Source organism: Cytobacillus firmus (assembly GCF_023612095.1).
Classification (GTDB): Bacteria; Bacillota; Bacilli; order Bacillales; family Cytobacillaceae; genus Cytobacillus.
The window spans coordinates 3,869,538-3,894,430 of record NZ_CP086235.1; the positions used below are offsets into that span (position 1 = coordinate 3,869,538).

A 24,893-nucleotide genomic window follows, 5' to 3' on the forward strand; every position below is an offset into this window, starting at 1 on the left:
AAGGCATCTGCTTGGCAATGGGAATTTAATTGTCCACACCATGTATCCCTTGAATGATTTTCAGATAGACAAATAAACGCATCCTTACAAATCAAGGACCGCTGCCTGTCTCTATCCAATTAATGCATCATTTCAAGTTATTCCACATGTGTAAAATCGATTCCCCTTTCTTTACATCTCTTAAAATAGATTTTACCATAGTATGGGAACTAATAATAGGAAACTTATCTATTTTTATGATTATTCAATTATTTCGGGGCAATTCTGATTTTCAAAATCAATATATTCCTCAATAAAACCCCTGTATTCATCTGTTAATCCATCCGGCAAGTTAGTCAGGGCAAAATACTCCAATTCTACTGATTCGTTATAATCTGCCTTCAGCTCTCCACTTACCTTTTTCGTAAAATAAAGGGCTGTTGCAGAATAAAGTTCATCACCATTTTGAACTTTCAAGTAGTACTCGGAGCCGGAAAAAACATTCAGCAGCTTCAGGTTTTCCACTGCCAATCCTGTCTCTTCAAGGACTTCTCTTTTGGCTGTTTCTTCAAAGCTTTCTCCCAAATCCATCAGCCCGCCCGGCAGCCCCCAGCCGCCATCATGCCTTTTTTGCAATAACACCTCATTTCGCTCGTTTAAAATAATGACCACTGAACCTGGCAGAATAATGGGTCTATGCCCTACATACTGTCTGAGATATTTATAGTATTCCACTTTCCTTAGCCCCCTCTGTTCCACTGATAGGCCAATAAATCTGTAGCCTTTCCCATTTTACATATTCTTGAAATCTGGGCACGATACCTTTTTTCATCTGCAAAATCCCGGCGGTCCGCAGCATTCTTCCATTTTCCTGTATCGCAAAAAGGACTGCCCTATGCAAATGGCAGTCCCCCTATTTGTTTTTGTCGCGAAATGCGAATTACTTAGTCCACAACCGGAAACCACCCCGGAGTGTTCACAATTGCCTGCCAGAGCGGATCCGGGATAACCAGTTTTTCCTGATCCTTTTTAGATAATGTGACGGCAATTTCAGATTCTTTTCCTTCCTGTACCTTCTGCACCCAATCCGGCTCCATAATCAGCTCGCGGCCAAGGGCGACCATGGCCACTCCTGTTTCCAGTGCTTTCACAGCTTCATCAGGAGTATGGATCGACCCTACCCCGATAAGCGGAAGGCGATTATTGATTTTTTCTAACAGATGCTGAATTCTTGGCTTAGCTTCATCAGCCCCGCGTCTCGGTTTGGACCAGAATTCCATCAGGGAGACATGAAGGTAGTCCAATCCTTTATCTGACAGGACATCAACCAGTTGAAGAGTATCGTCCATGGTGATTCCTGGATCGGTCGGTTCTTCCGGAGAAAAACGGTATCCGACAATAAATGGCTCCTTTGCATGTTCTTTTACCGCTTTTTGCACTGCGTCTACCACAGCAAGAGGGAACGTCATGCGCTTCTCAAGGCTGCCTCCGAATCGGTCCTCACGGCGATTTGAATGCGGAGAAAAGAACTGCTGTATTAAGTAGCCATTGGCGCCATGAATTTCAACGCCATCATAGCCTGCCTGAATGGCCCTGCGGGTAGTCTCACCGAAAGCGGCAATGATATCCTCCACTTCTTTTTCCGTCAGTGCTCTTGGCGTATTACTGCTTCCTTCAGATGCAACCGCACTGGCACTGACTGTATCCCCATTTGGCACTAGCTCTGGCGGACACTCCCTGCCTCCATGAAAGATCTGGAGAACGGCTTTGGCACCCTGCTCTTTAATGCTTGATGCCAGCCTTGAAAGACTTGGAAGCATCCCGTCATGATCGCCGCCGAATTCACCATTGAATCCCTTTCCGTTGGCTGTCACATTTGTACAGGCCGTAATCACCATTCCGGCCCCTTTGGAGCGGCGTATGTAATAATCGATCTCGGCATCTGACACGGTTCCATCCGGATGGGAAGCGAAATTTGTCATCGGCGCCAGGACCACCCTGTTTTTGACTTCCACCTTATTTTTTAACTGCAATGGTTCTACTAGTGGTTTATAGTTTTGATTCATATAAGTCACTCCTTCTTTTCGTTCACACCTAGTTTGTTTAATGTTTACACAAAATAAACTGGCATCAAACTTACTGTAATACTATAAGTTACAGTTTTGGCAGTCAATTATTTGAATCGCAGCGTTCCCAAAGGAACAGAGGGACAGGTCCCATGTCCCTCTGCTAAAGACTTATTCCTGGTCCCAGGATATATTTCCGATGACCACATCCAACTGGCCGCTTGGGATCATGAGTGACGTTTTCTCTCCCAAATTTTTCAACAGAAGCTGCCTGCCAACCGGAGACAGGAACGAGATACAGCCATTATCAGGGTCCGACTCTTCCGGGAGACAAATATGATAAACTTCCCGGTCATCCTCCCCGTCAAATAATACGGTTACCTTCGTTCCAATCAATACTTTCCGCAAAGGCTGTTCTGCCGGCGCCTGATTACAAAGAGCAAGGTATTGCTCCACTTCCCTTACATAAATACTGAGAAAATCCCTTCTACGCTCCTTCAGCGGAGTCGAAGAAAGGTAAAGTCCATTCAAGTCCTGATAATTTTCATCAATATACGTCAGCTGTTTGATAAAGAATTCTTTTTCAGTGAGAGCCTCAAGACTATGGTTCATAATAGATAACCCCCCTGCTCGGATCAAACACCCTGCAAAACATCAATTTTACTGTCATTTTCCATGCACCATCCTTTTTGAATATATAAAAAGCAGACCTTTCCCAATTACAAAAGAAAGGTCTACTATATATTTACAACATAGCATATAGATACCTGAAAATCCAGCCAACTTATGCGATCATTGGCAAACCCCGAGCGGATTCCCGTCAGGATCAAAGAATGTAAAAAATTTCGTGGTCCCTTCCCCGCCAATTGGATTCACGTCTACACCCTTCTCAAGTAAAAGCTTATGAGTTTCTTCAATATCTTCCGGAATGAAGTTATAATATTTCCCCACGCCAAACTGATTTTCCGGAAACTCCATCGGCTGATGAGGGCTGGTTCTGACAAGGCAGACGACAGTTTGCGCCTGTTCCCCAATCCGCATGACAGCTGCCTCTTTTTCCATGTAAATCCGCTGAAATCCCAGTATTTCTTCATACCAGCTTGCTGATAGCTCCGGGTTTTTGACCGGTATAAAGATTCCTTCCACGCCTTTCAGCAGCGGCTTGCTCATTAGAATCTCTCCTTTTATATTTGTATGATATTTACCTATTTCCTTAGCCATCCTATTACTTCTCCCTTTTGTATTATTTTTCCTTTTTAAATTCAGGCTATCTGCTCATTTCTGCAAGAAAAATCGCTCCTGTTTTTGCAGGAGCGTTAGATTTGGACTGGTTCTCTTGTATTCGCGCTTCTTGTGTCCGAAATTGATCCAGGTTCAGACTCTCCCCTCGGCTTTACCTTTTTTCATGTACAAAGTTAGCTCGTCTTCCGACTCACCCGTACCGATATCCCTTTGTACTGTCCGAACAGGGAGAGCGGGCCCGCTCTGAATACTTTTCCAAATTTTAAGCACTCTAATTGTGTATGGGAGGTGAAGGATTTGACGCGTCAGAACAATAAATCAGAGAAACAGAAAACAAATTCCGCAGCAGTCAGCCGTCAGGGTTCAGGATCAGAATATGAAAAAGAGCGTGCCGGGAATGTGGAAGGGTACGGACAGCCCTACCCGGAAAATGGAGCTAAACAATAATGATGGGCAAGAGTGAATTAGACGGTTAATTCACTCTTTTTATATTGCCTCCACCACTTTGGATGCCTTCTTTGCAGGCTTTTTCCACACAAGGGTTAAACCGATCCCCAAGGCAGTGACGATAGCTGCGAAATAGTAAGGGTAGTTAATATCGATATCAAACAGCATTCCCCCAATAATAGGTCCGCTGATATTCGCGAGGCTTGTAAACATCGAATTCATTCCGCCCACAAATCCCTGTTCATTGCCGGCGATATTGGAAAGATAGGAAGTGATAGCCGGACGGAATAAATCGAATCCCACAAAGACAATGAAGGTTACAAGCAGGATCGCAAAATAGGAATGAACAACGGTCATTAAAAACACAAGCAGACCGGATAATAGTAAGCTGTAACGGATCAGTTTGATTTCTCCCCAGATGCGGGTCAGGCGGTCAAATAGCAGGATTTGCGACACTGCGCCAAAAACCGCCCCGCCCGTTATGACGATTGCAATATCCGCTGGTTTAAAGGCAAACTTGTGATCCACAAATAAACTAAAGAAGGATTCAAAAGCGGCAAGCCCAAATGAGGCGATAAAAATCAAAATAAAGGCCAAGAGATACTTTGGCTCCAACACACGACTGAAGCCGCTCTTTCCTGGTTCAGCTCCTTCAATACTTTCCTCATCACGCTCAGGCTCCGTTAATAAAATCATCGAAAGCACCGCTGCAAGTGCACCAAGTCCCCCCGCAAAGAAAAATGGCATCCGCGTTCCAAACTCTGCTAAAAATCCGCCGATGCCAGGGCCGATGATAAATCCGGTGCTGATGGCAGCTGACATATACCCGAGTGCCTTCGGGCGGGTTTCAGTCGTGGTAATATCCGCGATAAAGGCTGTAACGACCGGCATAATAAAGGCTGCGCTAATTCTCCCTAAAATTCGTGAAAAGAACAGAACCTCAATTTCTTTTCCCATCCCGAATAAGAATTCGGATAGGCCAAAAATAAACAGGCCGATAACAATCATGATTTTTCTGCCGAATCGATCGGCAGCTCTCCCTGCAAACGGGGAAACAATCAGCTGGGCCAAGGCAAATGCGGCTGTTAAATAGCCGATCGTTGTGCCCGTTATTCTCAATTCATTCATCAGTGTTGGCAGGACAGGAATGACCAGGCCGATTCCCAAAAAGGCAATGAATAAATTCGTCAATAATAATCCTAATGTGATTTTTTGTGTTTTCATCTATATCAGGCTCCTTACAAAACTGTCAAACTTGATTTTTATATACGATCTACCCTAGTGTATATAGTAACTATATAGTCAAGGGCAGTGATGTAAAAAATGAGTAAAAAAGACGGAAAATATTTAACGACAGGTGAGTTCGCAAAGCTTTGCAAGGTTAACAAGCAGACCATTTTTTATTACGACCAGATTGGGATTCTGTCACCGGTCATGAAAAATGAAAAAGGATACCGCTATTATTCCATTCATCAATTAGAGCTGTTTTTTGTGATTGATTTATTGAAGGATCTTGGCATGTCGCTTAACGATATACATCAGTACATGCAAAATAAATCGCCCGAAAGCTTTTTATCCATCATGTACCGGAAAAAAGAAGAGATTGTAAAGAAGCGTCAGGAAATCGAAATGAAGGAGAAAATGATTGAAGCCAAAATAGCCATAATGGAAGAGGCCTCCCACCTTAATTTTAACCGGATTACGCTTCAGCGTTTGCCGGAAGCAACCCTTTATTTAAGCAGAAACATTCAAAATATATCGGACGAAGAGTTTTTAGAGGTCATCTCGGATTTTATTAATGAATTGCAGATCTCGCAGCTTGATTCAGGCTATCCGATAGGGTCCATAACGAAGCGTGAGCAGGTGCTGAAGAGGGAATACGCCAATTACAGCTATTTGTATATCGAGCAGCCCAATCCAAAGGAAGGCCATCCCTATTTTCGGGCCGTTAAAGGGGACTTCCTCATCGGCTATCATGTCGGGAGCGAAAAAACGATCGGCGATACGTATAAGCGGTTTTTTTCAGAGATGGAACGGCTGGATTTAACCTTGGGAGAGCATGTATTTGAAGAGTACATTTATGATACTGTTGTACGGAATGATAAGGAGCATTATGTTACGAAAATTATGATGGAGGTGGACCGGGGGTAGGATACGACAATCTTTAATTTGCCCTGCTCATTAGAAGGTGGGGTTCTTCATGTCCAAACAAAAAAACAGGCCCATAAAGAGCCTGTTTTGAGTTTGGTTTAAAATTAAGCTTTGCGAACGTTAGCTGCTTGAGCTCCACGCTGGCCTTGCTCAACGTCGAAAGTCACTTCTTGACCTTCTTCTAGAGATTTGTAGCCTTCGCCTTGGATAGCTGAGAAATGAACGAATACGTCTTCTCCACCTTCACGCTCGATGAATCCGAAGCCTTTTTCACTGTTAAACCATTTTACTTTACCGTTTTCCATTTTTGTTGCCTCCTTGTGTGTAAACCACACATTGTGTTACTATCCTTGCTCTCAGTGATCATCAAGACGTAAAGTTATTACTCAAACTATCCTTTACACCGAACAAAAATAATTCTTAATAAGCATAACACTTTTCAGAATTATATGCAAGGAACACAATAATTTATTTAATTTAGAACACTCGAATCCAGCATTCTCCCCTGGTGTGACGCAGGTTTGGGTTCGGACTTAAAACTTTCAATTCCTGCTTTTTCTGTCTGAAGTTGCTCCGGGTTCGTACTCTAAACCCAGGTTTTCCGCTTTCTGTGTCCGAAGTTGCTCCAAGTTCGAACTCTAAACCCAGGTTTCCCGCTTTCTGTGTCCGAAGTTGCTCCAAGTTCTGACTCTAAACCTAGGTTTCCCGCTTTCTGTGTCCAAGTTCGGACTCTAACTGACGCTCTCCCGTTTCTGTCGAATCAGCTCAGACTCCAGCAAAATTCTCCAAAAACAAAGGGCCAGATTCAATCCGACCCTTGGTCCTTTTATTAAATCACCGCCTGTATCTGCTTCGTATAGAAAAAGCGGACAATGAAGAAGTAAACAACCTGGATGGCCAGGAAAACACTCAGAACAGCGACTGATTCTTTAAACAGGTTAAAGTAGAACAGGTTCGATAACGCAGTCAGGGCTACAGCTCCATGGATTAGAGCAACGAGGATCGGCGCGAAAAACAGAATCATCGTCTGTCTGTTTAAGACCTTTTTCAGCTCTCTACCGGTCAGACCCATTTTGGAAATCGACCTGAACTTTTGTTTGTCTTCATCCAGATCCATGTAAAGCCGGAAGTACAGGAAGCTGCCGGCAGAGACGAAAAAGACAATTCCGATAAACAGGCCGACAAATAAAATGGGACCGTACCCCTTCATAATCTCATATATTTCATACTCCACAGATGTGATCTCATATCTTGGCAGTTCTTTATACAGCTTTTCAGAGGCAGCCATTACCCTTTCTTCCCCATCTGTAGCCTGCCAGGCATAATAGCTTTCTTCCCAGGCTGGTTCCGGCAGCTTTTTAAAATCTTCATCTGACACAATAAAATAGGAATCTATTGCGGGCAGGGCTTTCGAATGAATAGCTTCTTTCGGCTTCAAAACTGTGCCGGTCGTCAGTTTAATGGTTTCATTCATGAGGTCCTTCGATTGCCCGAGGTTGGTGCCTTGATACTCCACCACCAGCACTTGTCCTTCTTTTAAAGTAACGGGATCTTCGCCTATAAGGGAGGCAAAACGGTTAAAATCGGATTGGCTGGCAATCTGAGTGGAACTTCCGCCCACTTCAAAGCTCTGCAATACAGTATGTGCCGATTCGGTTTCAATGTTTTCTTCCTTTAATATTCGGTTGATAGACGCAACATTTTTTTCTTCTTGATCTTCACTCGTTTTATAGGAAAACGTTGTGGCATTTTGATTTTTTATGCTCGAAGTCAAAACGGTCTGAAATCCGAACAGCGTGCCGATTGCACTAAAGGCAACCGTTGAAACCATGGCCACCATGAAAAAAGTTCGCGCATTATCCTTCATGCGGAAAGCCAAATCCGAAAACAGCAGCATATTCGTCTTAAACCAGAAAACCCGCTCATTCTTCTTTAATCGTCTAATGATAAACACGCTTAATTGCGTAAATAACAGGTAGGTCCCAATGCAGACAACGATGATTACCGGCACCATGACCGCTACTACCATCACACCTTTTGAGAGTAAGGCAGCTGCATAACCCGCTCCTATTAAAAGGACAGCCAGCATCGTTAAGAAAAGATTCGCTTTCGGCTCACCCTTTGACATCTTATTTCCTTTAATTAATTCAATTAGCTTTTTGCTGCGCAGAACATACGTGACAAACAAGGAGATAAAGAAAAATAAAATAATGAAAGAAAAGAAGGTGATCAGGATGGCCTTCACTGGAAAATAAAAAGACAGAGTCTGCTCAATTATCAGCACATTTTCCGCAAGCAGCAAAATCGCCTTTGCAAATACAACGCCGAGGAGAATTCCGCTTAGGGTTGCCAGAAAGCCAATCAGCATATTTTCCAAAAAAACCATAAGACGGATCTGTTTCATGCTCATGCCCTGGATCATTAATAACCCAAATTCTTTTTTCCGGGACTGCAGAAAAGAACTCATTGAATATAAAACAAAAAAGAACGAAAACACATAGATAATTCCGGCAGCTGCATTCATTCCCTTTGTGACGGTTGAGTTCATCGCATCCCCGCTTAATGCCGGATGGTTCGCAAAAATCGAGAAGGTAAAGAAGACCATGACCGTAAATAAACTGCTGAGGAAGTAGGCAGCATATAAGCGTTTGTTCCGTATTACGTTATTAAACGCGAACTGACGAAAGGTCATGTGCATCCCCTCCCAGCAGCGAAAGTGTATCGATGATCTTTTGGAAAAAGGCCTGGCGGTTATCGCCGCGGTGTATCTCCGAATAGAATTTTCCGTCCCGGATGAAAATGACCCGGTTGCAATAGCTCGCTGCCTGCGCATCGTGTGTGACAAGCATCATGGTGGTCTTCTCCGTTTGATTAATCGATTCAAGCATCTCCATAACATCCTTGGAAGACTTGGAATCCAGATTTCCTGTCGGTTCATCTGCCAAAAGCAGCTTAGGCGTGTGGATCATCGCTCTAGCCACAGCCACTCTTTGCGCCTGTCCCCCGGATATTTCATACGTCCGTTTATTCATAATGCCGGTAATTCCCAGCTTTTCGGCAATTTGATACGCTTTTTCCTTCATCTCCTTCACTTTTTTCCCATCTAATGTCAGCGGGAGGACCATATTTTCTTCAACCGTCAAGGTATGAAGCAGGTTGAAGTCCTGGAAGACAAATCCCAGTTCACGGCGCCGGAATTGAGCCAGCTCTTCTTTTTTTAAGACATGGGGATTTCTTTCATTAATCAGGATTTCTCCTGTTGTCGGTTCATCAATGGTGGCAATCATGTTCAGCAGCGTCGTTTTCCCGCTTCCCGAAGGACCCATGATTCCGACAAACTCACCTTCTTCAATCGTTAAGTTAATATCCGTTAGCGCACGATAGGCGATCTTTCCTTCATAAATCTTGCTTACCTGTTTCACTTTTAGCATCACAAGTTCTCCTTTCACAGTCAGTTGACTTGTGATCAGTATATCTTCTATACCCTTTTCCAAAAATCGATTTTTCTTTCACTTACCTTACAAGATTGTAAGGTTCTGTGTTTTTCCGAAAATCAGCCGGAAAAGAGACCCTTCCCCAAGCGCAGACTCCAGTTCAATCCGATGGCCAAGGTAATCGGCCGCCTCCTTTGTCAAGTACAGCCCCATACCTGTAGATTCTCTGAACTTCCGCCCATTTTCACCGGTATAAAAAGGTTCAAACACACGGCGCTTGTCCGCCTCTGGAATCCCGGCTCCAAAATCCTTCACTTCTAAGACAGCTTCCCCGTCTTTTTCATAAACGGAAATATCAACCCTGCTGCTCTTTCCCCTGGAATACTTGACCGCATTATGGATCAGCTGGGAAAGCATAAAGAACAGCCATTTCTCATCTGTCTCCACAATTATGTTTTCTTTTTCCTGCAGAAGATTCGGATACACCCCGTTCCGGATATAAAACCGTTTGTTTTCGCCATTTACTTCATGAATGATTTTCGACAAGTGTACAGGTTTGATATGAAAATCCTGTTCGATTGTCCGGAGTCTCGCCATATAAAGGATCGTGTTCAAGCCCGTTTTCATCCGGTCTGTTTCTTCCCGGATGCTGGATGAATCCGGTTCATCCAGGTTTTGCGCAATCAGTTCAATGACAGAAAGCGGTGTTTTCATCTGATGGACCCATTGATCCATGAACTTCAGGTGCTCATCCTGCCTGGATTCCAGCGCCTTTATTCTCGTTTGATAATGTTTATACTGGTTCTTCAGCAGTTCATCAAGCGCCCTTGAAATGGGGGAGTTTTCTGTTGTTTGAAAGGAATCGTCAAGAGAAGAAAGCTCATTTGTCAGCCTTTTATAAAACTTGCGGCGGCTAAAATAGTGGTAGGACAGGTAGGACGTGAGAAAGAATAGGCCGAGAAACATGCCATAGAGAGCCGGCAATAGACGCTGATAGCCATCAAGCCAATAAATAGCCAGAACCACAAAAAATTGAACAATCTGTACAGCAATTAATAGCGCATGCTCTTTAAAAAATAATTTCATGTCTCTCCAGCCTTTCACCAGGTAACAATCAAACGATAACCTGACCCTCTCACGGTTTCGACCGCTCCTGAAAGCCCAATTGCCTCAAATTTTTTTCTTACCCTCGCCATATTTACATTCAATGTATTTTCATCCACATAAACCTGCTCATCCCACAGCTTTTCAAGAAGATCCTCACGCCCGGCCACACGCGGGTGCCGTTCCATGAGAATTTCGATAATATCCGCTTCTTTTTTAGACAGCTGGACCGTTTTATCACGAAATGTGAGTTCCATTCTTTCCGGAAACAGCTTTAATCCTTCTATCTCTAATATCCGTTCCTGTGCCTGTGAGGCATACTCTCCGTAAGCCCGGCGCAGCTGGCTGCGGATTTTCGCCATCACAATTTCCGGGTGAAACGGCTTCGTGATAAAATCATCCCCGCCATTTTCAAGCGCCATTACCTGGTCCATCTCCCCTACCCGGGCGGAAATGAAGATGACCGGACAAATGGATTCCTTCCGGATTTGCCTGCACCAATAATAGCCATCAAAGCTCGGAAGATTGATATCCAAAAGGACAAGATCCGGCTTCTGCTTATGAAACTCTGCCATTACATCATCGAACTGTTCCGCAGCCGCAGCCTCGTAGCCATACTTCACTAAATAGGTCTGCAGGTGCTCCGCAATTTTCGGGTCATCCTCAATAATGAATACTTTCTGCATCCTCTCACTCCTTTGTCTTAGAAAATTATGCCATAGGGAGAACGTGAAAAAAAGAGCACCATCCAATGGATAGGCGCCCTATTAAAATGATTATGATAAATGCTTAATCTTCCTGTCAATCGGTGTGCGCTCCTTCGCTTCTGGCACTTCCTCAGGGAATCCCACTCCCAGAATACCGACTACATCGTAATCATCAGGGACATTTAAAGTCAATCGAGCTTTAGCTGAAGTTCCCAGAGATGACCAGAAGGTGCCCACTCCTGATTCCCACGCCATCAGCATGAAGTTCTGGATAAAGCAGGATACGGCAGCCATATTCTCTGTTCGTTCCAGAGCTGTTGCTCCATGTTTGGACAGAATCGCCAGCACAACGGGGGCACCGCCGAAATCGGTTTTATGATTCAGCTTAGCCCTTGTTTCCGGACCAGCAAATAAAACTTCCCAAGGCTCCGTCATTTTATGGTTGGGTGCCATGGTCGCAGCCTCCAGCCAGGACAATATTGCACTATGATCCATTTCATCAGATTTGAACTTTTTTATGTTGCGGCGTGTTGTAATGATTTTCTCTATATCCACTGTGTATTTCCCCTTTTTGTTGATTTACTATATATAATACTAGATTAATTGGATTTCATCTTTGAAAATTATTCGATGACCCCATTCTTAGTTTAAAGCATCCAGAAAAAATCAGTTTTAATAGCTGTGAATAACAAAATTAAAACAAAGACCAGATTAATAATGGTCACCATATAAGCCCTGCGGTTTTCGGCATATTTCCACTCCATAAAAGCCCTAGCGCTTTCTGAAACACCGATAAAGACAAAAAGCAGGAACCATGGTTCTAAAAACCATAGCCATTCCATCAGATCCCTCGTCAGGTTATAAATGGCTCCGGCCAGGATTGCTACTAAAAACCCTATTCGAATGGTCCAATCCACCTTTTTATGTTTATCATTGATATGGTTATAAGAAAAAAATTTCTTTTTCTCAACCTTCAGCCATTTTCTTAAACCCAATTCGAAGAAATACATAGATGCTCCGACAATCGTTAATAAGAGCAATAACTTAGGCCAGATCATTGGATCAATGCCATACATGTCTTTCCCTCCTCCGCTTTTGCACGACCACTGTGTTCTCTTGTCTATTTCTACGGATACAGGAGGAAAAAGTTCCCTTTAAACTTATGATGCTCCAGCTGCAGAAAAAAGTAAAAGCCGAAGAGAACCCTCTCTTCAGCCTTGTTTCTCCAATTCAAGCAGAGTCTGCTTCATTTCAATGCCCCCTCGGTAGCCGGTTATCGCACCATTTTTGCCGATGACACGATGGCACGGGACCGCGATTAACAGGGGATTGGCACCGATTGCTTTCCCTGCTGCCCTTACTGCTTGCGGCCTGTTTATTTTCTCTGCAATGTCCGAATAAGAGACTGTTTTTCCGTAGGGAATCTGTGCTAATGCCTCCCAGACTTCTTCTTGAAACAGAGTTCCCTTTACATCCAGATCCATTGAAAAAACTTGTCTTTTTCCCTGAAGAAATTCCTGTATTTCCATCATGTTTGGCTGCAATGCTTCTTTATTTTCCACAAGCACTGTAGCTGGGATATATTTCTTAAGGGAGCTTTCAAATTCCTCAAACTCCGGATCAGATCCAATATAGCAGAGACCCTTTTCTGTTTTCGCAAGATAAAGGCTCCATTCACCTTCCTGCAGGTTCGCCCATTCAATGTTCATACTTTCTCACCCCTTGTTTTGTTTCTATATGCTGCAGGCGTTGTGCCGAACTTCTTTTTAAACAAAGAGATAAAATAAGGGGTGCTGGGGAATCCTGCTGATGCACCGACATCGGCTATCGATTGCTCCCCTGTCTCCAGCAGATGGGTGGCTTTATCGAGCCGGAGGTCCTGAATATACTCTGTGGGCGACTTCCCGGTGACCCGTTTGAACACCCGCTGTAAATGATAAGGACTTCCATGAAACAGATCCCCCAATTGATGCAATGTAATCGGGTCTTTATAATGCTGATCGATCCACCTGGTTATTTGCTTGATCCATTCTTCTGCTGGCAGGCTGAGACCATCCGGTTTACAGCGCTTGCACGGCCTGAAATTTTGCGCCAGTGCTTGAGACACATTTTTAAAAATAGCGACATTGCCGATATTCGGGACCCTCGACCGGCACGATGGCCTGCAGAATATCCCTGTCGTTTTAACTCCATAAAGAAAGAGATTATCATAGGATTTGTCGCAATCCTTTATTGCAGTCCAGTATTCTTCCGGAATCTTTTCATAATCCACATGCGCTCACCTCTGCTAAAAAGTATACACAAAAAAGGGGCTATTTCAGCGAAATCCTAAATATAAACGCAAGATAACGTAATCCTGAAGACTTACAATAAAGAAAAGGAGGAATCCATATGAGCTGTCCACCTGTTAACTGGAAAGATGCTGAAAATGGCCTGGTGCTTTTCACTCCGTCTGAATTCAGCTTCTCCGAAAACCTGCGATACTTGTCACGATCAACAAATGAATGCCTTTATGAGATTTCCGGCGAGACAGTTAGACGCGCCATTTCTATCAGAGATGAAAAGCTGCTTCTAGAAATAAGCGGTGGGTCAGATCAGTTCCTGACCGTCAGGATTCATAAGCCTGTCACGCATCAAATGAAAGCGGAGATTGTAGAATATATCCATGATTGGTTTGACCTTGGAGCCAGTCTGACCCCATTTTATGAGATGGCACAAACAGATTCCTTGCTGCAAAAGCCTGCAGAGCAATTTTTCGGGCTTAGAGTGATGGGAATTCCCGATTTATTCGAGGCTCTTGCCTGGGGAATCCTTGGGCAGCAGATTAACCTTACATATGCATATACACTGAAGCGGAGGCTCGTTGAAAAATATGGGGAGTCGCTGGAGTACGGAGGGAGTAAATACTGGCTCTTCCCTGCAGCGGAAACGATTGCCGGGTTAACCATCGAAGATCTGGCCGAACTAAAAATGACGGTGAAAAAATGTGAATATCTCATTGATGTGGCACGCTTAATTGCAAACGGTGAGCTTCTAAAAGAGGATCTGCTTAAAGAAGATGTAAAAACTGCAGAAAAAAGGCTGACCAAAATACGCGGCATCGGCCCCTGGACCGCCCATTATGTCCTCATGCGGTGCCTTCGCTTCCCGAACGCTTTTCCTATCGATGATGTCGGGCTGCATAATGCGATTAAAGTGGTCACAGGATCTGAAAGGAAACCGGCGAGAGAGAAAATCCTGAAATATTCAGCTCGCTGGGAGAATTGGGAAGCGTATGCTACTTTTTATTTGTGGAGAGTATTATATTAAATTATTTTGCACTGTGCCATTGCCGCAAATCAACGTGACGCGGAGTGGCAGATAAAATGTAATTCGGCCGATTTACTTTTGAAAGTGACCGATAAAATAAAAATCCGGGTGCTAGCCTTAACTCTTTGCCCGATATAACTAAACCTGGCCGATTTCAGCACACGATTGACCTATATAAATGATCAAAAACACAGTAAAAGGCCGTCAATTAACGGCCTTTTTACTATTTATTTCAAGTTCAAGCTTGTAAATGAGATCAATCATCCGCGTCCCAATCATCTGGCAGATCACCGCATAAACAATAACCTTCCAGTCCACGACAACCCCTGTTAGCAAAAGCAGACTGCCATTTATGTAAAACAGCGTCCGTCCCGGCGCAGTTCCTCTTGCTTTTGAAATGATTAACGCGAGGATATCCATGCCCCCGGACGAAGCGCCCATCCGGAATAAAATGCCGATGCCAACTCCAAAGACTATTGCTCCAAGCAAAAGATCAAGGAGAACTGGATTCAGCGGTTCCGTTATGTATGGAGCCAGAAAATCAATCGTAACCGAAGTAACGGATACACAAAACAGTGTCCAGATCACACTGCTTTTCCCGAGCCATTTGGCCGCTGCCAGGAGCAGACCCGCATTCAAAACCCACAATGTCACCGAGTAAGGCGTGTCCAACAGATAATTGAATAGAACCGCCAGGCTTGCCGCTCCGCCGGACGGGATAAAATGCGGAAATAAGAAAAAGGTCATCGCGATTCCCTGGATGCCGGCGGCTATTCCTAAAATCAAAGTTTTATAGAGTACGTGCATAACAAAAACTCCTAACTTTTTTCCTCACTCTATCTTATAATATTTTCATAGAAGACGAAACCGCGTGAGGTGAATAGAATGGTCATTCCTTTTGAAACAGATCGGCTTTTGCTCCGGACCATGCAGGCTGATGACCTGGATACAGTTTATGAGATTTGGGGGAGCCCAAAGGTAATGAAATACTGCGGGGGCGCCAGCACAAAAAGCCGAATTCAGCGCTCCATCGATTTTTACCGGCGGCTGCAGATTGAAAAAGGCTACTCGGTATACACTGTTCTGCTAAAAGAAACTTCCGCCCTCATTGGAGTTTGCGGGTTTAACCCGGCTGAAAATGAACACGAAGTCGAGCTCCTCTATCATTTTAATCAGCATTACTGGGGCAAGGGGTATGCTGCTGAAGCCGCGGCTGCATGCGTGGCCGCTTTAAGGAATAGTGGCCTGAACGTGCGAAAAATCTCCGCGGCTGTGGATCCGGCCAACCCTGCATCCGGAAAGGTGCTCGAAAAAATCGGCATGACTGCGGCTGGCATGAAGTGGTTTGAAGATACACAGCAGGAAGAACTCTGTTATGAAATGGAATTTACGTAAAAAGCTTGCAAGCAAGATTTTTTCCTTTCCAGCTAAACTCATCCGCTTTTCAAAGTCCCGAACCGTTTCCCCGGTTCGGGTTTCCTTTTCCCCAAATCTCAAGTTTGTTTCCCCATTTTTATTGGTGGTTTCCTTAATTCAGTCAGACTTTTCCCCAATTAAGCCAGCTGTTTCCCAAATAAAAAACCCGGCACTCACCAAGAGCACCAGGCTTTCCATTAACAAATCGAATCCGTAGATTTCGGGTTCTTCAATCCAAACATCGGGCGGATGAACAGCGCTACACCTGTTCCAAGCATGGCCATGATTGCCCATACCCAGCCGTGAAGGCTGAAGGACGCGATGCCGCCGAAGTAGGCGCCGATGTTGCAGCCGAATGCAAGACGGGAACCATATCCCATCAGCAGTCCGCCGACAATCGCAGCACCTGCGACACCCGGCTTAATTTTCCCAGGCTTGAATGTTCCCTGCGATGCCGCTGAAATAAAGGCACCCAGGATGATGCCGAAGTTCATAACACTTGTAGAATCAGCAAGCACTGTATTTTTCAATGCCGTTAAATTTGGCTCTGATGCAAAGTAGCCCCATGATGTTACGTCGATGCCCAATGCCATCATCGCTTTTCCGCCCCATAGCGCGAATGCGGAAGTGATGCCCCAAGGCGTTCCGCGTACAGTCAAAGTCAGTGCATTCAGCAAAGCTAATACGATTGCTGCTGCGAACAATGGCCATGAGCCTCGCAGGATTTTTTTCCAGCCGGCCGTTGTAGGCAAAGCTTTCATCATTGGCGCTTTACGCTTTTTCGCGATTTGCAGGGTCACCCAATAGATCAAGGCAAACAACGCAAGCTGCAGAACCAATGCTCCGCCGTACCCGATTCCAGTTGATGTCGCCAGGGAAATTGGCGGCAATGACGGTGTTTCTTCCATCCAGAACGAGAAGTGGTACGCTCCGATCGTGGAACCAGCGATGAAAGAAATCAGTGTCAGGATCATGGAGGATTGCCCTCCGCCTACAGAATATAAAGTGCCGGATGCACAGCCATTCCCAAGCTGCATCCCTATTCCAAAAATAAAGGAACCAAACAGGACGCTTACCCCTACAGGAGACACATACCCTTTAGGCTCGATTCCTGTGAAACTGAAGCCTGTGCTTAAAATAACCGCAAATAAAGCTGAAGCAACTGCGAGCATCAGCATATGTGCCTGCAGCCCCTGCCCGTTTCCTACACTGGCAAAGCGTCTGAAGGCAGATGTGAAGCCAAAGCGGGCATGAAGCAAGGTCATACCGAGTGCAATTCCAATAATAAATAGAACTCCCTGTGTCATGTTCGCTGTATTTATAATGGAAATGAACAAAATGATAGCTGCAAGAACACCAGCTGCAACAAAAGGCTTTTGAATCGGATTTAAGTTTGAAACAACTGTTGTGGGTGCTGAAATCCAGGATTTATTTTTCATTTCAACTTGAGCCAACCTCATTCACTCCTTTTCTTATCTTTTTAGTCGGATTAAGGTGTTATTTTATACTATATTTTTTTAAAAGTAAATGGTGAATTTTTCTCCAGCCCGAAGATTTCCTGATATAATTATATCTTTAGATAGTCATAATTTTACAGACAGGAAAGGAAAGGATATCATTGCTTAAGCGGTTAAAATGGCCATCGTGGGCAATATTGTGCATCTTCATTGCAGGCTTCTATTATTTCATCAGCTCTGGAGCTGACACCAGCCTTCAGGCTTTTTCCAGAACAGAAACCACATCCCCTGAAGCTTTCCCCGGATTAAACCTAGAAACCCGGACAAAGGAAACGAAATCTTATACCCTTGCGATCAGTACACCGATAACTGAATTTGAAAATTTGAACAAACCCATAAAAGAGTGGATTCAGGCTCAGGAAAGGGACTTCCTGGAACTTGTTCAGGCAAACCGGCAAGTGCTGGACAGCGAAGATTTCCGTTCTCACCTTAATATCAAGGCGGAGCCGAAAAAAGTTTCCGATACCATGTATACCCTGGTATTTGAAGCCTACCAGTACACCGGCGGCGCCAATGGGCAGGCCGCGGTCAAAACGTTCACGATCGATCTTGCGAATCAGAAAATGGTGCAGCTTGCCGATATCATCCAAATGGATGAGGAGTCCCTGACAAATCTCAGAACGATGGTAAAAAACCAAATTGGCGGGAAAGAAGAGCTCCAGGACTATCTGTTTAATGACCTGCTTGACGAAGCGCTGAAAAATCCGTCGAGCTGGAAATGGTCACTGAGCGGCAAGAATTTCACGCTTTATTTTAACGAATATGAAATTGCGGCAGGCGCAGCCGGAGCGGTCAAGGTGAAAATTCCAATCGAACATATTCGTCCTCTCTTAAAGGATGAAACCATTAGGCAATTGAAGCTTCCTGACATTCAGCTGCCTGAACCGGAAGTCAGTGAACCCGAAACCGCTCCGCTGGATCCAAACGGCAGGTATATTGCCCTTACCTTTGATGATGGGCCGCACCCGAAAGTCACACCGCTTATATTGGATATATTAAAAAAGCATAACGCAAAAGCTACCTTTTATATGCTTGGCAGTCAGGCGCAATTCTATCCTGCCCTCGCAAGCCAGGTGGCTGAAGAAGGCCATGAAATCGGAAATCACAGTGACAGCCATGCGGACCTTTCTTCCCTCGGCGAAATAGATATCCGCAAAGAAATGGAAGAAGCCAGCGCCAAAATCAAGGAAGCAAGCGGACAACTTCCCGCAACCGTCCGCCCGCCTTATGGCGCCATGAATGAAGATGTGAAAAAAATTGCCGGAATGGCCCATACACCGCTTATTCTGTGGTCGGTGGATTCACTTGATTGGAAGACACTTAACGCTTCATCGATTCAAAAAATAGTGAAGGCCAATGCCGTGCCAGGCTCGATTGTCTTAATGCACGATATCCATAAGTCAACTGCTGAAGCACTTCCAGACCTGCTGACGCACCTGGAAAAAGAGGGCTACGAATTCATTACCGTCTCCGAGCTTCTATCCCTGCAGGAACAGGAAGTGACCGGTACGTTTTTTGGGAAAAGATCATAAGCTAGACGCTCAGGGGTTTTCCTGGGCGTTTTGTTTTACGATCCTGTCCCCTTTTCATAAAACTGAATGGGCCCTCCGCCTGTCTTGACACGTTACTCCACTCACAGGGGCTGGGAGTTGATCGGGTAAGTTCCTATGATATCAGGGCAACAAAAAAAGCCCGGGAGCCTACTCCGGACTTAATTTGTACACGGTTTAAGTTTGTCAGAAACGGTTGTTTTGTTTTGATATTCAAACAATGATCTATCAAATCAAATCCCTATCCGATCATCACCGTGCAATTTGGTTGACTGCTCCGAGCCACACCAAAAATGTAACGAGAACATGTAAATACTAAATACGATTTTCGCAAACGCTCCGACTCCACTCGGCTCATTTGGCAAAAAGAAAAACTATATCTCACTAATATAGTATATCAAACTGTTTCCATTGAAACATAGAAACATTCGACAAAAGCGAATACATTTGGTGTATTAAAAAAGGCTTCCTCAATCACTTTTTCTCCATCCATAGCTGCCTGCACCAGCAACTGAGGTTTACTTTTCATCTTACCTACTAAGTCTTCAGAGTCGCCGAATATGTTCCTGTGAAGTTGCAGGATTCCTTTTAAAACATCATCCCCTGGCATTGAATAAAAGATATTTAATTTCATATGTCCCTCCCACTTAGAAAGCTCTTCTCCTTTAAATATAGCAGTTTTAGACTACCGCCACCCTCTGCTTTTAGTTTATTACAGGCATCCGGTCTTAGGTCTTCCCTATCATTTTGAATATTTTAAATATTTTATATTTTTAATACCGAAACAAAATTGTATAATTTACCAGAATGCTAGAATTAAGGGAGGCGAAATAAGTTGAGGCAATTAAAAAAGTCTTTTATCTTCTTTGTTACATTGCTTTTAATGACCATTTCTTCTGCGGCTTATGCAGAAAAGCCGGGTCTTGAAGACTTCCCGGAACCCGCAGATGTGCAGTCCTGGGAGCTTCCTGAGGACATGACCTGGGAAGATTACCGGCCGGTGCCGGGAATTGACTGGCGTACGGCTGATATTGAGCCTGAAAGAGTATTACGGGGAGCACTTGTCATTGTCGATTTTCCTGACCGGGAGTTTATTTTAAGTCAGCCGGAGGGATCTGAAGTGGCAGGCAACCCTATTGGCACCGGCAATATTCCGCGGGATGAAATCGGCCAGTTCTGGGTGGATTTCCTGAACAAGCCGCAGCCGCTGAATAATCATCGGACAATCAATGAATATTGGAGAGAAAATTCATATGGCAAATGGGCTGTTGAACTGGATTCATTCGGAACCTATCGGATGGACCACAATGAATTCCAGTACGGACTGAACGAATTCGGGCAGCAATCCAACATGCCTGAAGAGTATCAGGCAAAAAATTTAAGATCTGAAGCAATGGAAAAGGCGCAAGCCGATATCGCCGCTTCAGGCAAAAATTACGATTTCACCTTCATCCTGCATGCCGGATATGATGAGTCAGGTGTCTGGCAGGAATTTGGGGAAATGATGTTCCAGACGGCAGAAGATGTGGCGAAGGAATTCGGTCCGCCTTTTGAAGGATTTCCGAATTCCGCCAATACCCGCTATGTCCCTTGGACTTCGTGGCTTGCCGCGAAAAGCATCTGGTCCAGTGCAAGCCGGGGCGTTTCCATCCAGGGTGAAAACGATGGAATGGGAACCTTCGCTCATGAATTTGGCCATATTATGAATTTGGGGGATAACTACAACAATCCATATGGAAAGCCTGTTTCCCGCTCCTATTCCGGACCTTGGGAATTAATGAGCCGGGGAAGCTTTAATGGTCCTGCAGGGCCTCATACACGCTGGATGGTCCTCCCTACTCTGGGCGGATCAGCGCCGGCACATCACATGCTCCGGAACAAAATCAAGCAAGGCTTCTTATCGGAAGATCAGTACTTGAACATCAGCCGGGAGGAATTGGCTCAATCCGGACCTGTGTTTACTGATATCCTGGCACGTGCGGTACCGGCCGGTGAAGAGTTTGGCCGCAATGCTCTTCACGGCATCAACATCAGCATGGAAGATCTGACGCCAAAAAATTCACTTGAGGATGACTGGCGTGCGGACATGCAGCGCGGGGAAAAATGGTACAACAACTATACGGTGGAAGTGGTGGACCGTGTAGGATTCGACTCCTTCACCCCAGATTCCGGCGTTCTTCTTGCCAAAACCAAAAATACGGAAGCAGCACCAAACATTTGGGTCATCGACTCTCATGCAGAAGACATTAACAAGGTTGACTTTAAACGTCCTGACGGAACAGAAGCTATGTATTCAAAAGGGGATTACAGACAGCTTTCCGATTCCCTCTTCAAAGCAGGCACAGCAGATGGGGTTGTCAGCGAATATAAGGACGAGCATAACCGTCTTCACTTTTACATTTTAAATAAAAAGCTTGATAACGAAGGAGCCCTCTCCTATCGTGTCGCCGTCCGCCATATGGATGAGTCCGGCCCGGCCGCAAGAGGCGTCTCAGCCGAAAACAGCAAAGTCCAATTTGCCGCTCCCGGCAAGGTGGCAGCCTATTCCTTCAAGGTAACCAATACGGGCAATGCTGCAGATCTTATCCGCCTGAATGCCAAGACGGAAGCCGGCTGGGAGCTCATGCTTGAGCATAATGTGATTGAAGTGCAAGCCGGTGAAACAGTGGAAGTTCCAGTTTACGTGAAAATTCCAAAAACCAAGCCTGTACCGACAAAGCTTACATTTACAAGCACCTCCGAAACCGATCCTGCCAAAACGGATACAGTTACAAGACGTGTTGGCCCTGGTGCGGGGAAATAAATGATTAAAAAAGGGACAGGCCCGCCTGTCCCTTTTCATTTGCCTACTCTCTTTCATGCAATTGGTTCTTATAAAACTTTAAAAATCCCACAAACACCATGACAGCACCAACCGTGTTGCACGCTACTCTGATCCAATTGATCATCAGAAACTCCCTTGCGGTCTGTTTCAGAAATTCCACTGAATGAACACTCTGCCCCTCAATAAACATAATTTCATTTCTCGGCCATTCAAATAGCATGGAGACGAGCCCCAGTAGAATCATGACAAGAATACTTCCCAGAACCCAGCGGCGGGCAGATTTTAGTTTCCACACCAGAATCAGCGCCCCAGCCCCAGTGACCCAGCTCGCTAACCCAAGCGGCGGGAAAAACGTATGGGGACTCGCTGCCTCCATAAATTCCATAGAGACATCAAATGATTCCGGCACGTTATGAAAAATATTCGGATACACCATAAATACCTCCAATACAAAAGCCCCCAGCATAATCAAGGTGATCCATAAATATGAAACCATAAAGAAATACGTCAGTTTTTGCTTCATTGCTTTTCCTCCCTCATCTTATGTTTCTTCTTATACTGCCAGGCAGGTACCATTACCGCGAATAAGGCAGCCAGATAAAACGGCAGAAATTTAATCCCCACTGGCTGATCGAATACATAGAAACTGATGATTCCAATTAGATTAGATAAAATAACTCCGGCTGTTAATCCGCCTGCTGCACCAGCCAATATCCAAAGCAGCAGTCCTCTATTTTTTTCTTTGGAGCGAACAGACTCCTGCGGCGTCTTCCATACCTTTCGGACCGCAGCCGCGCCTGCCCCGAGAAACAGTACTCCCGCAACCGGGTGAAACGCTCCAAGCCAGCTGATTTTCCAGCCCATATTGGCAGTGAAATACATGGCAAACAGCAGCAGGAAAACGGCCATCATTTCCTTATAAATCCGTTTAAAAAATCCTCCTGCCAGCGCACTCAGCATCATCAGCACCGGAATGGCATAGCCAAACAAATGCACAAACATTTTATGGGCGGCCCACTTGGACGGATCCCCAAAGATCGACATCCCCGCCAGCAAAAACTGAATCAGCAGGCAGCCCAGGTAAACCAATCCCAATCCTATATAACTATTTTCAGCCAATGTTCTTTTTGGCATTTTCTTCGTCCCCTCTCCTGTTTTCTTTACAAAACCCATTCTAAGCGGGGGTTCTAACAGCACTCTTATCAATTTCTTACAGAATTATTAAATCCGGAAATAAAAAAAGAACGCATAGAAATCTATACGCTCTTACCGTTTAAATCGATAGCCCACGCCCCAAACCGTTTCGATATTGTCCGGTTGGGATGGGTCTATTTCAATTTTCTCCCTCAGCCTTCTGATATGAACTGTCACGGTTGTGACATCCCCATAGAAATCAAATCCCCACACCTGCTCGAGCAGATGCTCTTTGCTGAACACCTGGTTCGGGGAGGAAGCCATGAACAGCAGCAGGTCGAACTCCTTGGCCGTAAGGGTTTTTTCCTCGTTGTTCACAAATACTTTGCGGGTTACCGGCTGAATCAGCAAATCCCCAATCCTGATGTCCTCGTCCTTGCCGGGGCCGCTGGAAGTCAGCCTGTCATACCGTGCTATATGCGCCTTCACCCTGGCGATCAATTGATTGGGGTTAAAAGGCTTGGCAATATAATCATCCGCTCCCCGGCCCAATCCCCTGATCATATCAATGTCCTCATTTTTTGCCGTCACCATAATAATGGGTATCTCTGAAACCTCCCTGATTTTTTTGCATACTTCATAGCCGTCCATATCAGGAAGCATCAAGTCCAATAGCACCAGCCGATAAGCGTTTGTTTTTAAGCGGTCCAGCCCTTCCTGACCCGTTGCCGCAATATCTGCCTCATACTGGTTCAATTCCAGGTAATCCCGTTCGAGCTCAGCAATACTAAGCTCGTCTTCTATGATTAAGATTTTTTCCAATCATCTTCCCCCCTTTTTTTAACGTAAAAAAGATACTAAGCCCCTGTCCGGCTCCGCCACTTGCCCAAACGGTCCCCCCGTGGCCTTCAATGATTTTTTTTACAATCGCAAGACCCAGCCCGCTGCCGCCTGTGGCAGAATTCCGGGATACATCCGTACGGTAAAAGCGGTCAAATAAATGAGGCAGCTCGTCGTGTGAAACGCCAGCACCATTATCCTGAATTTCAACCGTGACGTCCTCCTCTTTTGACGACAGCCTGACCACTAGTTCTTTCTTGCCTTCCTTCATGTATTTCAAGCTATTCTGCACAATATTGCCAACAACGCGATTCAATTTCTCCCTGTCAGCCTGCACCCGATACGATTCATTCGGCTCGTATTCAAGACGGAGACTAACAGGCTGTCCCTCCAGATTAAACTGAAGCTCCTCGAGGTAATCATCAAAGTAGGACGCTAAATCCAGCTCCCTCAACTCATAAGGAACATTCGGCAAATCAAGCTTGGAATACAATAAAAGCTCCGAGATCAAAGTTTCCATATCATCCGCCTTTTTTTCAATCGTACCCAAATATCGTTCCATCTTTTCCGGCGTATTCGCCACCCCATCTGATATACCGCGGATATAGCCTTTAATGCTCGTTAAAGGGGTTTTTAAATCATGGGAAATGCTCGCAATCAATTCCTTCTGATTTTCTTCATACTGCTTTTGAATGGCTGCCGCTTCCTTCAATCGGCTTCTCATGCTTTCAAACGCCATGGCCAGCTCGTTCAGCTCATCCTTTTTCCCGGTAACCTCTATTTCTGTATCCAGGTTTCCTCCGCTAATATCATTTGCCGACTGCTTCAGCCGGAGAAGCGGAGCAATGATGCTTTTCGAAACAAGGAAAGTCAGGATTCCATTGGTCAAAACCAGCACCCCGACCAGCAAATAAATCCGAATCGACCGGAAAAATTCGAGATCCTTCTGATCCACCGTACCTTTCACAGGATAAAACAGTACATACCCAATGACCATTTCCAGCAGCAAAAATAAAACAACAGGGAGCAGCACCATCCCTATATTCGATAAAATCAATCGTTTTTTAATCGACATCCTGTCACTCCTGCTTTTTTAATAAGACGGAAACCTCTCCAGAATAAATATAAGGTTAAGTTCTAACCGAAACCTTATGCATATATTACAAAACTCTT

27 protein-coding genes are annotated in these 24,893 nt (G+C 44.9%); 6 read left to right on the top strand and 21 right to left on the bottom strand.

Features of this window, described 5'->3' with window-relative positions; genetic code table 11:
- Positions 1-240: 240 nt before the first annotated feature.
- The 4 genes from LLY41_RS19535 to LLY41_RS19550 form a co-directional block, all read right to left on the bottom strand.
- Entirely contained in the window at positions 241-714 is a 474-nt protein-coding gene (locus LLY41_RS19535) for an NUDIX hydrolase (RefSeq protein ID WP_304586276.1), read from the bottom strand.
- Positions 715-923: 209 nt separating this feature from the next.
- Positions 924-2,045, bottom strand: a complete 1,122-nt coding sequence (locus LLY41_RS19540; protein ID WP_304586277.1) for an NADH-dependent flavin oxidoreductase — start codon at positions 2,043-2,045, stop codon at positions 924-926.
- Positions 2,046-2,216: 171 nt separating this feature from the next.
- A complete protein-coding gene (locus LLY41_RS19545; protein WP_095244233.1) occupies positions 2,217-2,657 on the bottom strand; it encodes a GreA/GreB family elongation factor in 441 nt (146 codons plus the stop codon).
- A gap of 180 nt (positions 2,658-2,837) precedes the next feature.
- Positions 2,838-3,215: a VOC family protein gene (locus LLY41_RS19550; RefSeq protein WP_304588065.1), complete on the bottom strand. Its 378-nt coding sequence runs from the start codon at positions 3,213-3,215 to the stop codon at positions 2,838-2,840.
- Between the two features lie 369 nt (positions 3,216-3,584).
- On the opposite strand from LLY41_RS19550, the gene LLY41_RS19555 reads away from it, so the two are divergent.
- On the top strand, positions 3,585-3,734 hold the full coding sequence (locus tag LLY41_RS19555; protein WP_179289004.1) for a hypothetical protein: 150 nt from the start codon (positions 3,585-3,587) through the stop codon (positions 3,732-3,734).
- A gap of 39 nt (positions 3,735-3,773) precedes the next feature.
- Here LLY41_RS19555 and norA read toward each other — a convergent pair whose 3' ends face one another.
- Positions 3,774-4,958: a multidrug efflux MFS transporter NorA gene (gene norA / locus LLY41_RS19560; protein WP_304586279.1), complete on the bottom strand. Its 1,185-nt coding sequence runs from the start codon at positions 4,956-4,958 to the stop codon at positions 3,774-3,776.
- Positions 4,959-5,057: 99 nt separating this feature from the next.
- Here norA and LLY41_RS19565 point away from each other — a divergent pair, with 99 nt between their 5' ends.
- A complete protein-coding gene (locus LLY41_RS19565) occupies positions 5,058-5,885 on the top strand; it encodes a MerR family transcriptional regulator (protein WP_095244231.1) in 828 nt (275 codons plus the stop codon).
- Between the two features lie 104 nt (positions 5,886-5,989).
- Here the strand turns inward: LLY41_RS19565 and LLY41_RS19570 are convergent, their stop codons facing one another.
- The 9 genes from LLY41_RS19570 to LLY41_RS19610 all read right to left on the bottom strand — a co-directional run bounded on the left by LLY41_RS19570 (position 5,990) and on the right by LLY41_RS19610 (position 13,402).
- Entirely contained in the window at positions 5,990-6,190 is a 201-nt protein-coding gene (locus LLY41_RS19570) for a cold-shock protein (protein ID WP_009335135.1), read from the bottom strand.
- Between the two features lie 524 nt (positions 6,191-6,714).
- Positions 6,715-8,577, bottom strand: a complete 1,863-nt coding sequence (locus LLY41_RS19575) for an ABC transporter permease (protein WP_095244230.1) — start codon at positions 8,575-8,577, stop codon at positions 6,715-6,717.
- A complete protein-coding gene (locus LLY41_RS19580; RefSeq protein WP_095244229.1) occupies positions 8,552-9,316 on the bottom strand; it encodes an ABC transporter ATP-binding protein in 765 nt (254 codons plus the stop codon). The genes LLY41_RS19575 and LLY41_RS19580 overlap by 26 nt, the downstream gene beginning before the upstream one ends.
- A gap of 87 nt (positions 9,317-9,403) precedes the next feature.
- Positions 9,404-10,405 (bottom strand): sensor histidine kinase, encoded by a 1,002-nt coding sequence (locus LLY41_RS19585; RefSeq protein WP_095244228.1) that lies wholly within the window; start codon positions 10,403-10,405, stop codon positions 9,404-9,406.
- Between the two features lie 14 nt (positions 10,406-10,419).
- Positions 10,420-11,109, bottom strand: a complete 690-nt coding sequence (locus LLY41_RS19590) for a response regulator transcription factor (protein ID WP_095244227.1) — start codon at positions 11,107-11,109, stop codon at positions 10,420-10,422.
- Positions 11,110-11,199: 90 nt separating this feature from the next.
- Complete coding sequence (locus LLY41_RS19595) at positions 11,200-11,685, bottom strand: nitroreductase family protein (protein WP_304586288.1); 486 nt, start codon at positions 11,683-11,685, stop codon at positions 11,200-11,202.
- Between the two features lie 92 nt (positions 11,686-11,777).
- Entirely contained in the window at positions 11,778-12,206 is a 429-nt protein-coding gene (locus tag LLY41_RS19600) for a DUF4181 domain-containing protein (protein ID WP_304586290.1), read from the bottom strand.
- A 135-nt stretch (positions 12,207-12,341) separates the two neighbouring features.
- A complete protein-coding gene (locus LLY41_RS19605; RefSeq protein WP_304586292.1) occupies positions 12,342-12,839 on the bottom strand; it encodes a methylated-DNA--[protein]-cysteine S-methyltransferase in 498 nt (165 codons plus the stop codon).
- Positions 12,836-13,402 carry a bifunctional transcriptional activator/DNA repair enzyme AdaA gene (locus LLY41_RS19610; RefSeq protein ID WP_304586293.1) on the bottom strand — a complete coding sequence of 189 codons (567 nt, stop codon included), beginning with the start codon at positions 13,400-13,402 and terminating at the stop codon, positions 12,836-12,838. The genes LLY41_RS19605 and LLY41_RS19610 overlap by 4 nt, the downstream gene beginning before the upstream one ends.
- Before the next feature lie 119 nt (positions 13,403-13,521).
- Here LLY41_RS19610 and LLY41_RS19615 point away from each other — a divergent pair, with 119 nt between their 5' ends.
- Positions 13,522-14,439: a DNA-3-methyladenine glycosylase family protein gene (locus LLY41_RS19615; protein ID WP_095244218.1), complete on the top strand. Its 918-nt coding sequence runs from the start codon at positions 13,522-13,524 to the stop codon at positions 14,437-14,439.
- A gap of 204 nt (positions 14,440-14,643) precedes the next feature.
- On the opposite strand, the gene LLY41_RS19620 is transcribed toward LLY41_RS19615, so the two are convergent.
- Positions 14,644-15,246 carry a YitT family protein gene (locus LLY41_RS19620; RefSeq protein ID WP_095244217.1) on the bottom strand — a complete coding sequence of 201 codons (603 nt, stop codon included), beginning with the start codon at positions 15,244-15,246 and terminating at the stop codon, positions 14,644-14,646.
- Between the two features lie 78 nt (positions 15,247-15,324).
- On the opposite strand from LLY41_RS19620, the gene LLY41_RS19625 reads away from it, so the two are divergent.
- A complete protein-coding gene (locus LLY41_RS19625) occupies positions 15,325-15,834 on the top strand; it encodes a GNAT family N-acetyltransferase (RefSeq protein ID WP_095244216.1) in 510 nt (169 codons plus the stop codon).
- A 218-nt stretch (positions 15,835-16,052) separates the two neighbouring features.
- Here the strand turns inward: LLY41_RS19625 and LLY41_RS19630 are convergent, their stop codons facing one another.
- Positions 16,053-17,294 (bottom strand): YeeE/YedE family protein, encoded by a 1,242-nt coding sequence (locus tag LLY41_RS19630; RefSeq protein ID WP_304588066.1) that lies wholly within the window; start codon positions 17,292-17,294, stop codon positions 16,053-16,055.
- Positions 17,295-17,473: 179 nt separating this feature from the next.
- On the opposite strand from LLY41_RS19630, the gene LLY41_RS19635 reads away from it, so the two are divergent.
- Positions 17,474-18,904 (top strand): polysaccharide deacetylase family protein, encoded by a 1,431-nt coding sequence (locus LLY41_RS19635; protein WP_304586294.1) that lies wholly within the window; start codon positions 17,474-17,476, stop codon positions 18,902-18,904.
- 415 nt (positions 18,905-19,319) lie between these two features.
- Here the strand turns inward: LLY41_RS19635 and LLY41_RS19640 are convergent, their stop codons facing one another.
- Positions 19,320-19,556 carry a hypothetical protein gene (locus LLY41_RS19640; RefSeq protein ID WP_304586295.1) on the bottom strand — a complete coding sequence of 79 codons (237 nt, stop codon included), beginning with the start codon at positions 19,554-19,556 and terminating at the stop codon, positions 19,320-19,322.
- 201 nt (positions 19,557-19,757) lie between these two features.
- On the opposite strand from LLY41_RS19640, the gene LLY41_RS19645 reads away from it, so the two are divergent.
- Complete coding sequence (locus tag LLY41_RS19645; RefSeq protein WP_304586296.1) at positions 19,758-21,725, top strand: M6 family metalloprotease domain-containing protein; 1,968 nt, start codon at positions 19,758-19,760, stop codon at positions 21,723-21,725.
- A gap of 43 nt (positions 21,726-21,768) precedes the next feature.
- Here LLY41_RS19645 and LLY41_RS19650 read toward each other — a convergent pair whose 3' ends face one another.
- The 4 genes from LLY41_RS19650 to LLY41_RS19665 all read right to left on the bottom strand — a co-directional run bounded on the left by LLY41_RS19650 (position 21,769) and on the right by LLY41_RS19665 (position 24,795).
- Positions 21,769-22,269, bottom strand: coding sequence for an anthrone oxygenase family protein (locus LLY41_RS19650; RefSeq protein ID WP_095244211.1), 501 nt, complete (start codon positions 22,267-22,269; stop codon positions 21,769-21,771).
- Positions 22,266-22,880 carry a DUF5957 family protein gene (locus LLY41_RS19655; protein ID WP_286137290.1) on the bottom strand — a complete coding sequence of 205 codons (615 nt, stop codon included), beginning with the start codon at positions 22,878-22,880 and terminating at the stop codon, positions 22,266-22,268. The genes LLY41_RS19650 and LLY41_RS19655 overlap by 4 nt, the downstream gene beginning before the upstream one ends.
- Positions 22,881-23,012: 132 nt before the next feature.
- Positions 23,013-23,702, bottom strand: coding sequence for a response regulator transcription factor (locus LLY41_RS19660; RefSeq protein ID WP_304586297.1), 690 nt, complete (start codon positions 23,700-23,702; stop codon positions 23,013-23,015).
- Entirely contained in the window at positions 23,668-24,795 is a 1,128-nt protein-coding gene (locus LLY41_RS19665; protein WP_142301771.1) for a sensor histidine kinase, read from the bottom strand. Before LLY41_RS19665 ends, LLY41_RS19660 begins: the two co-directional genes overlap by 35 nt.
- Positions 24,796-24,893 lie beyond the last annotated feature (98 nt).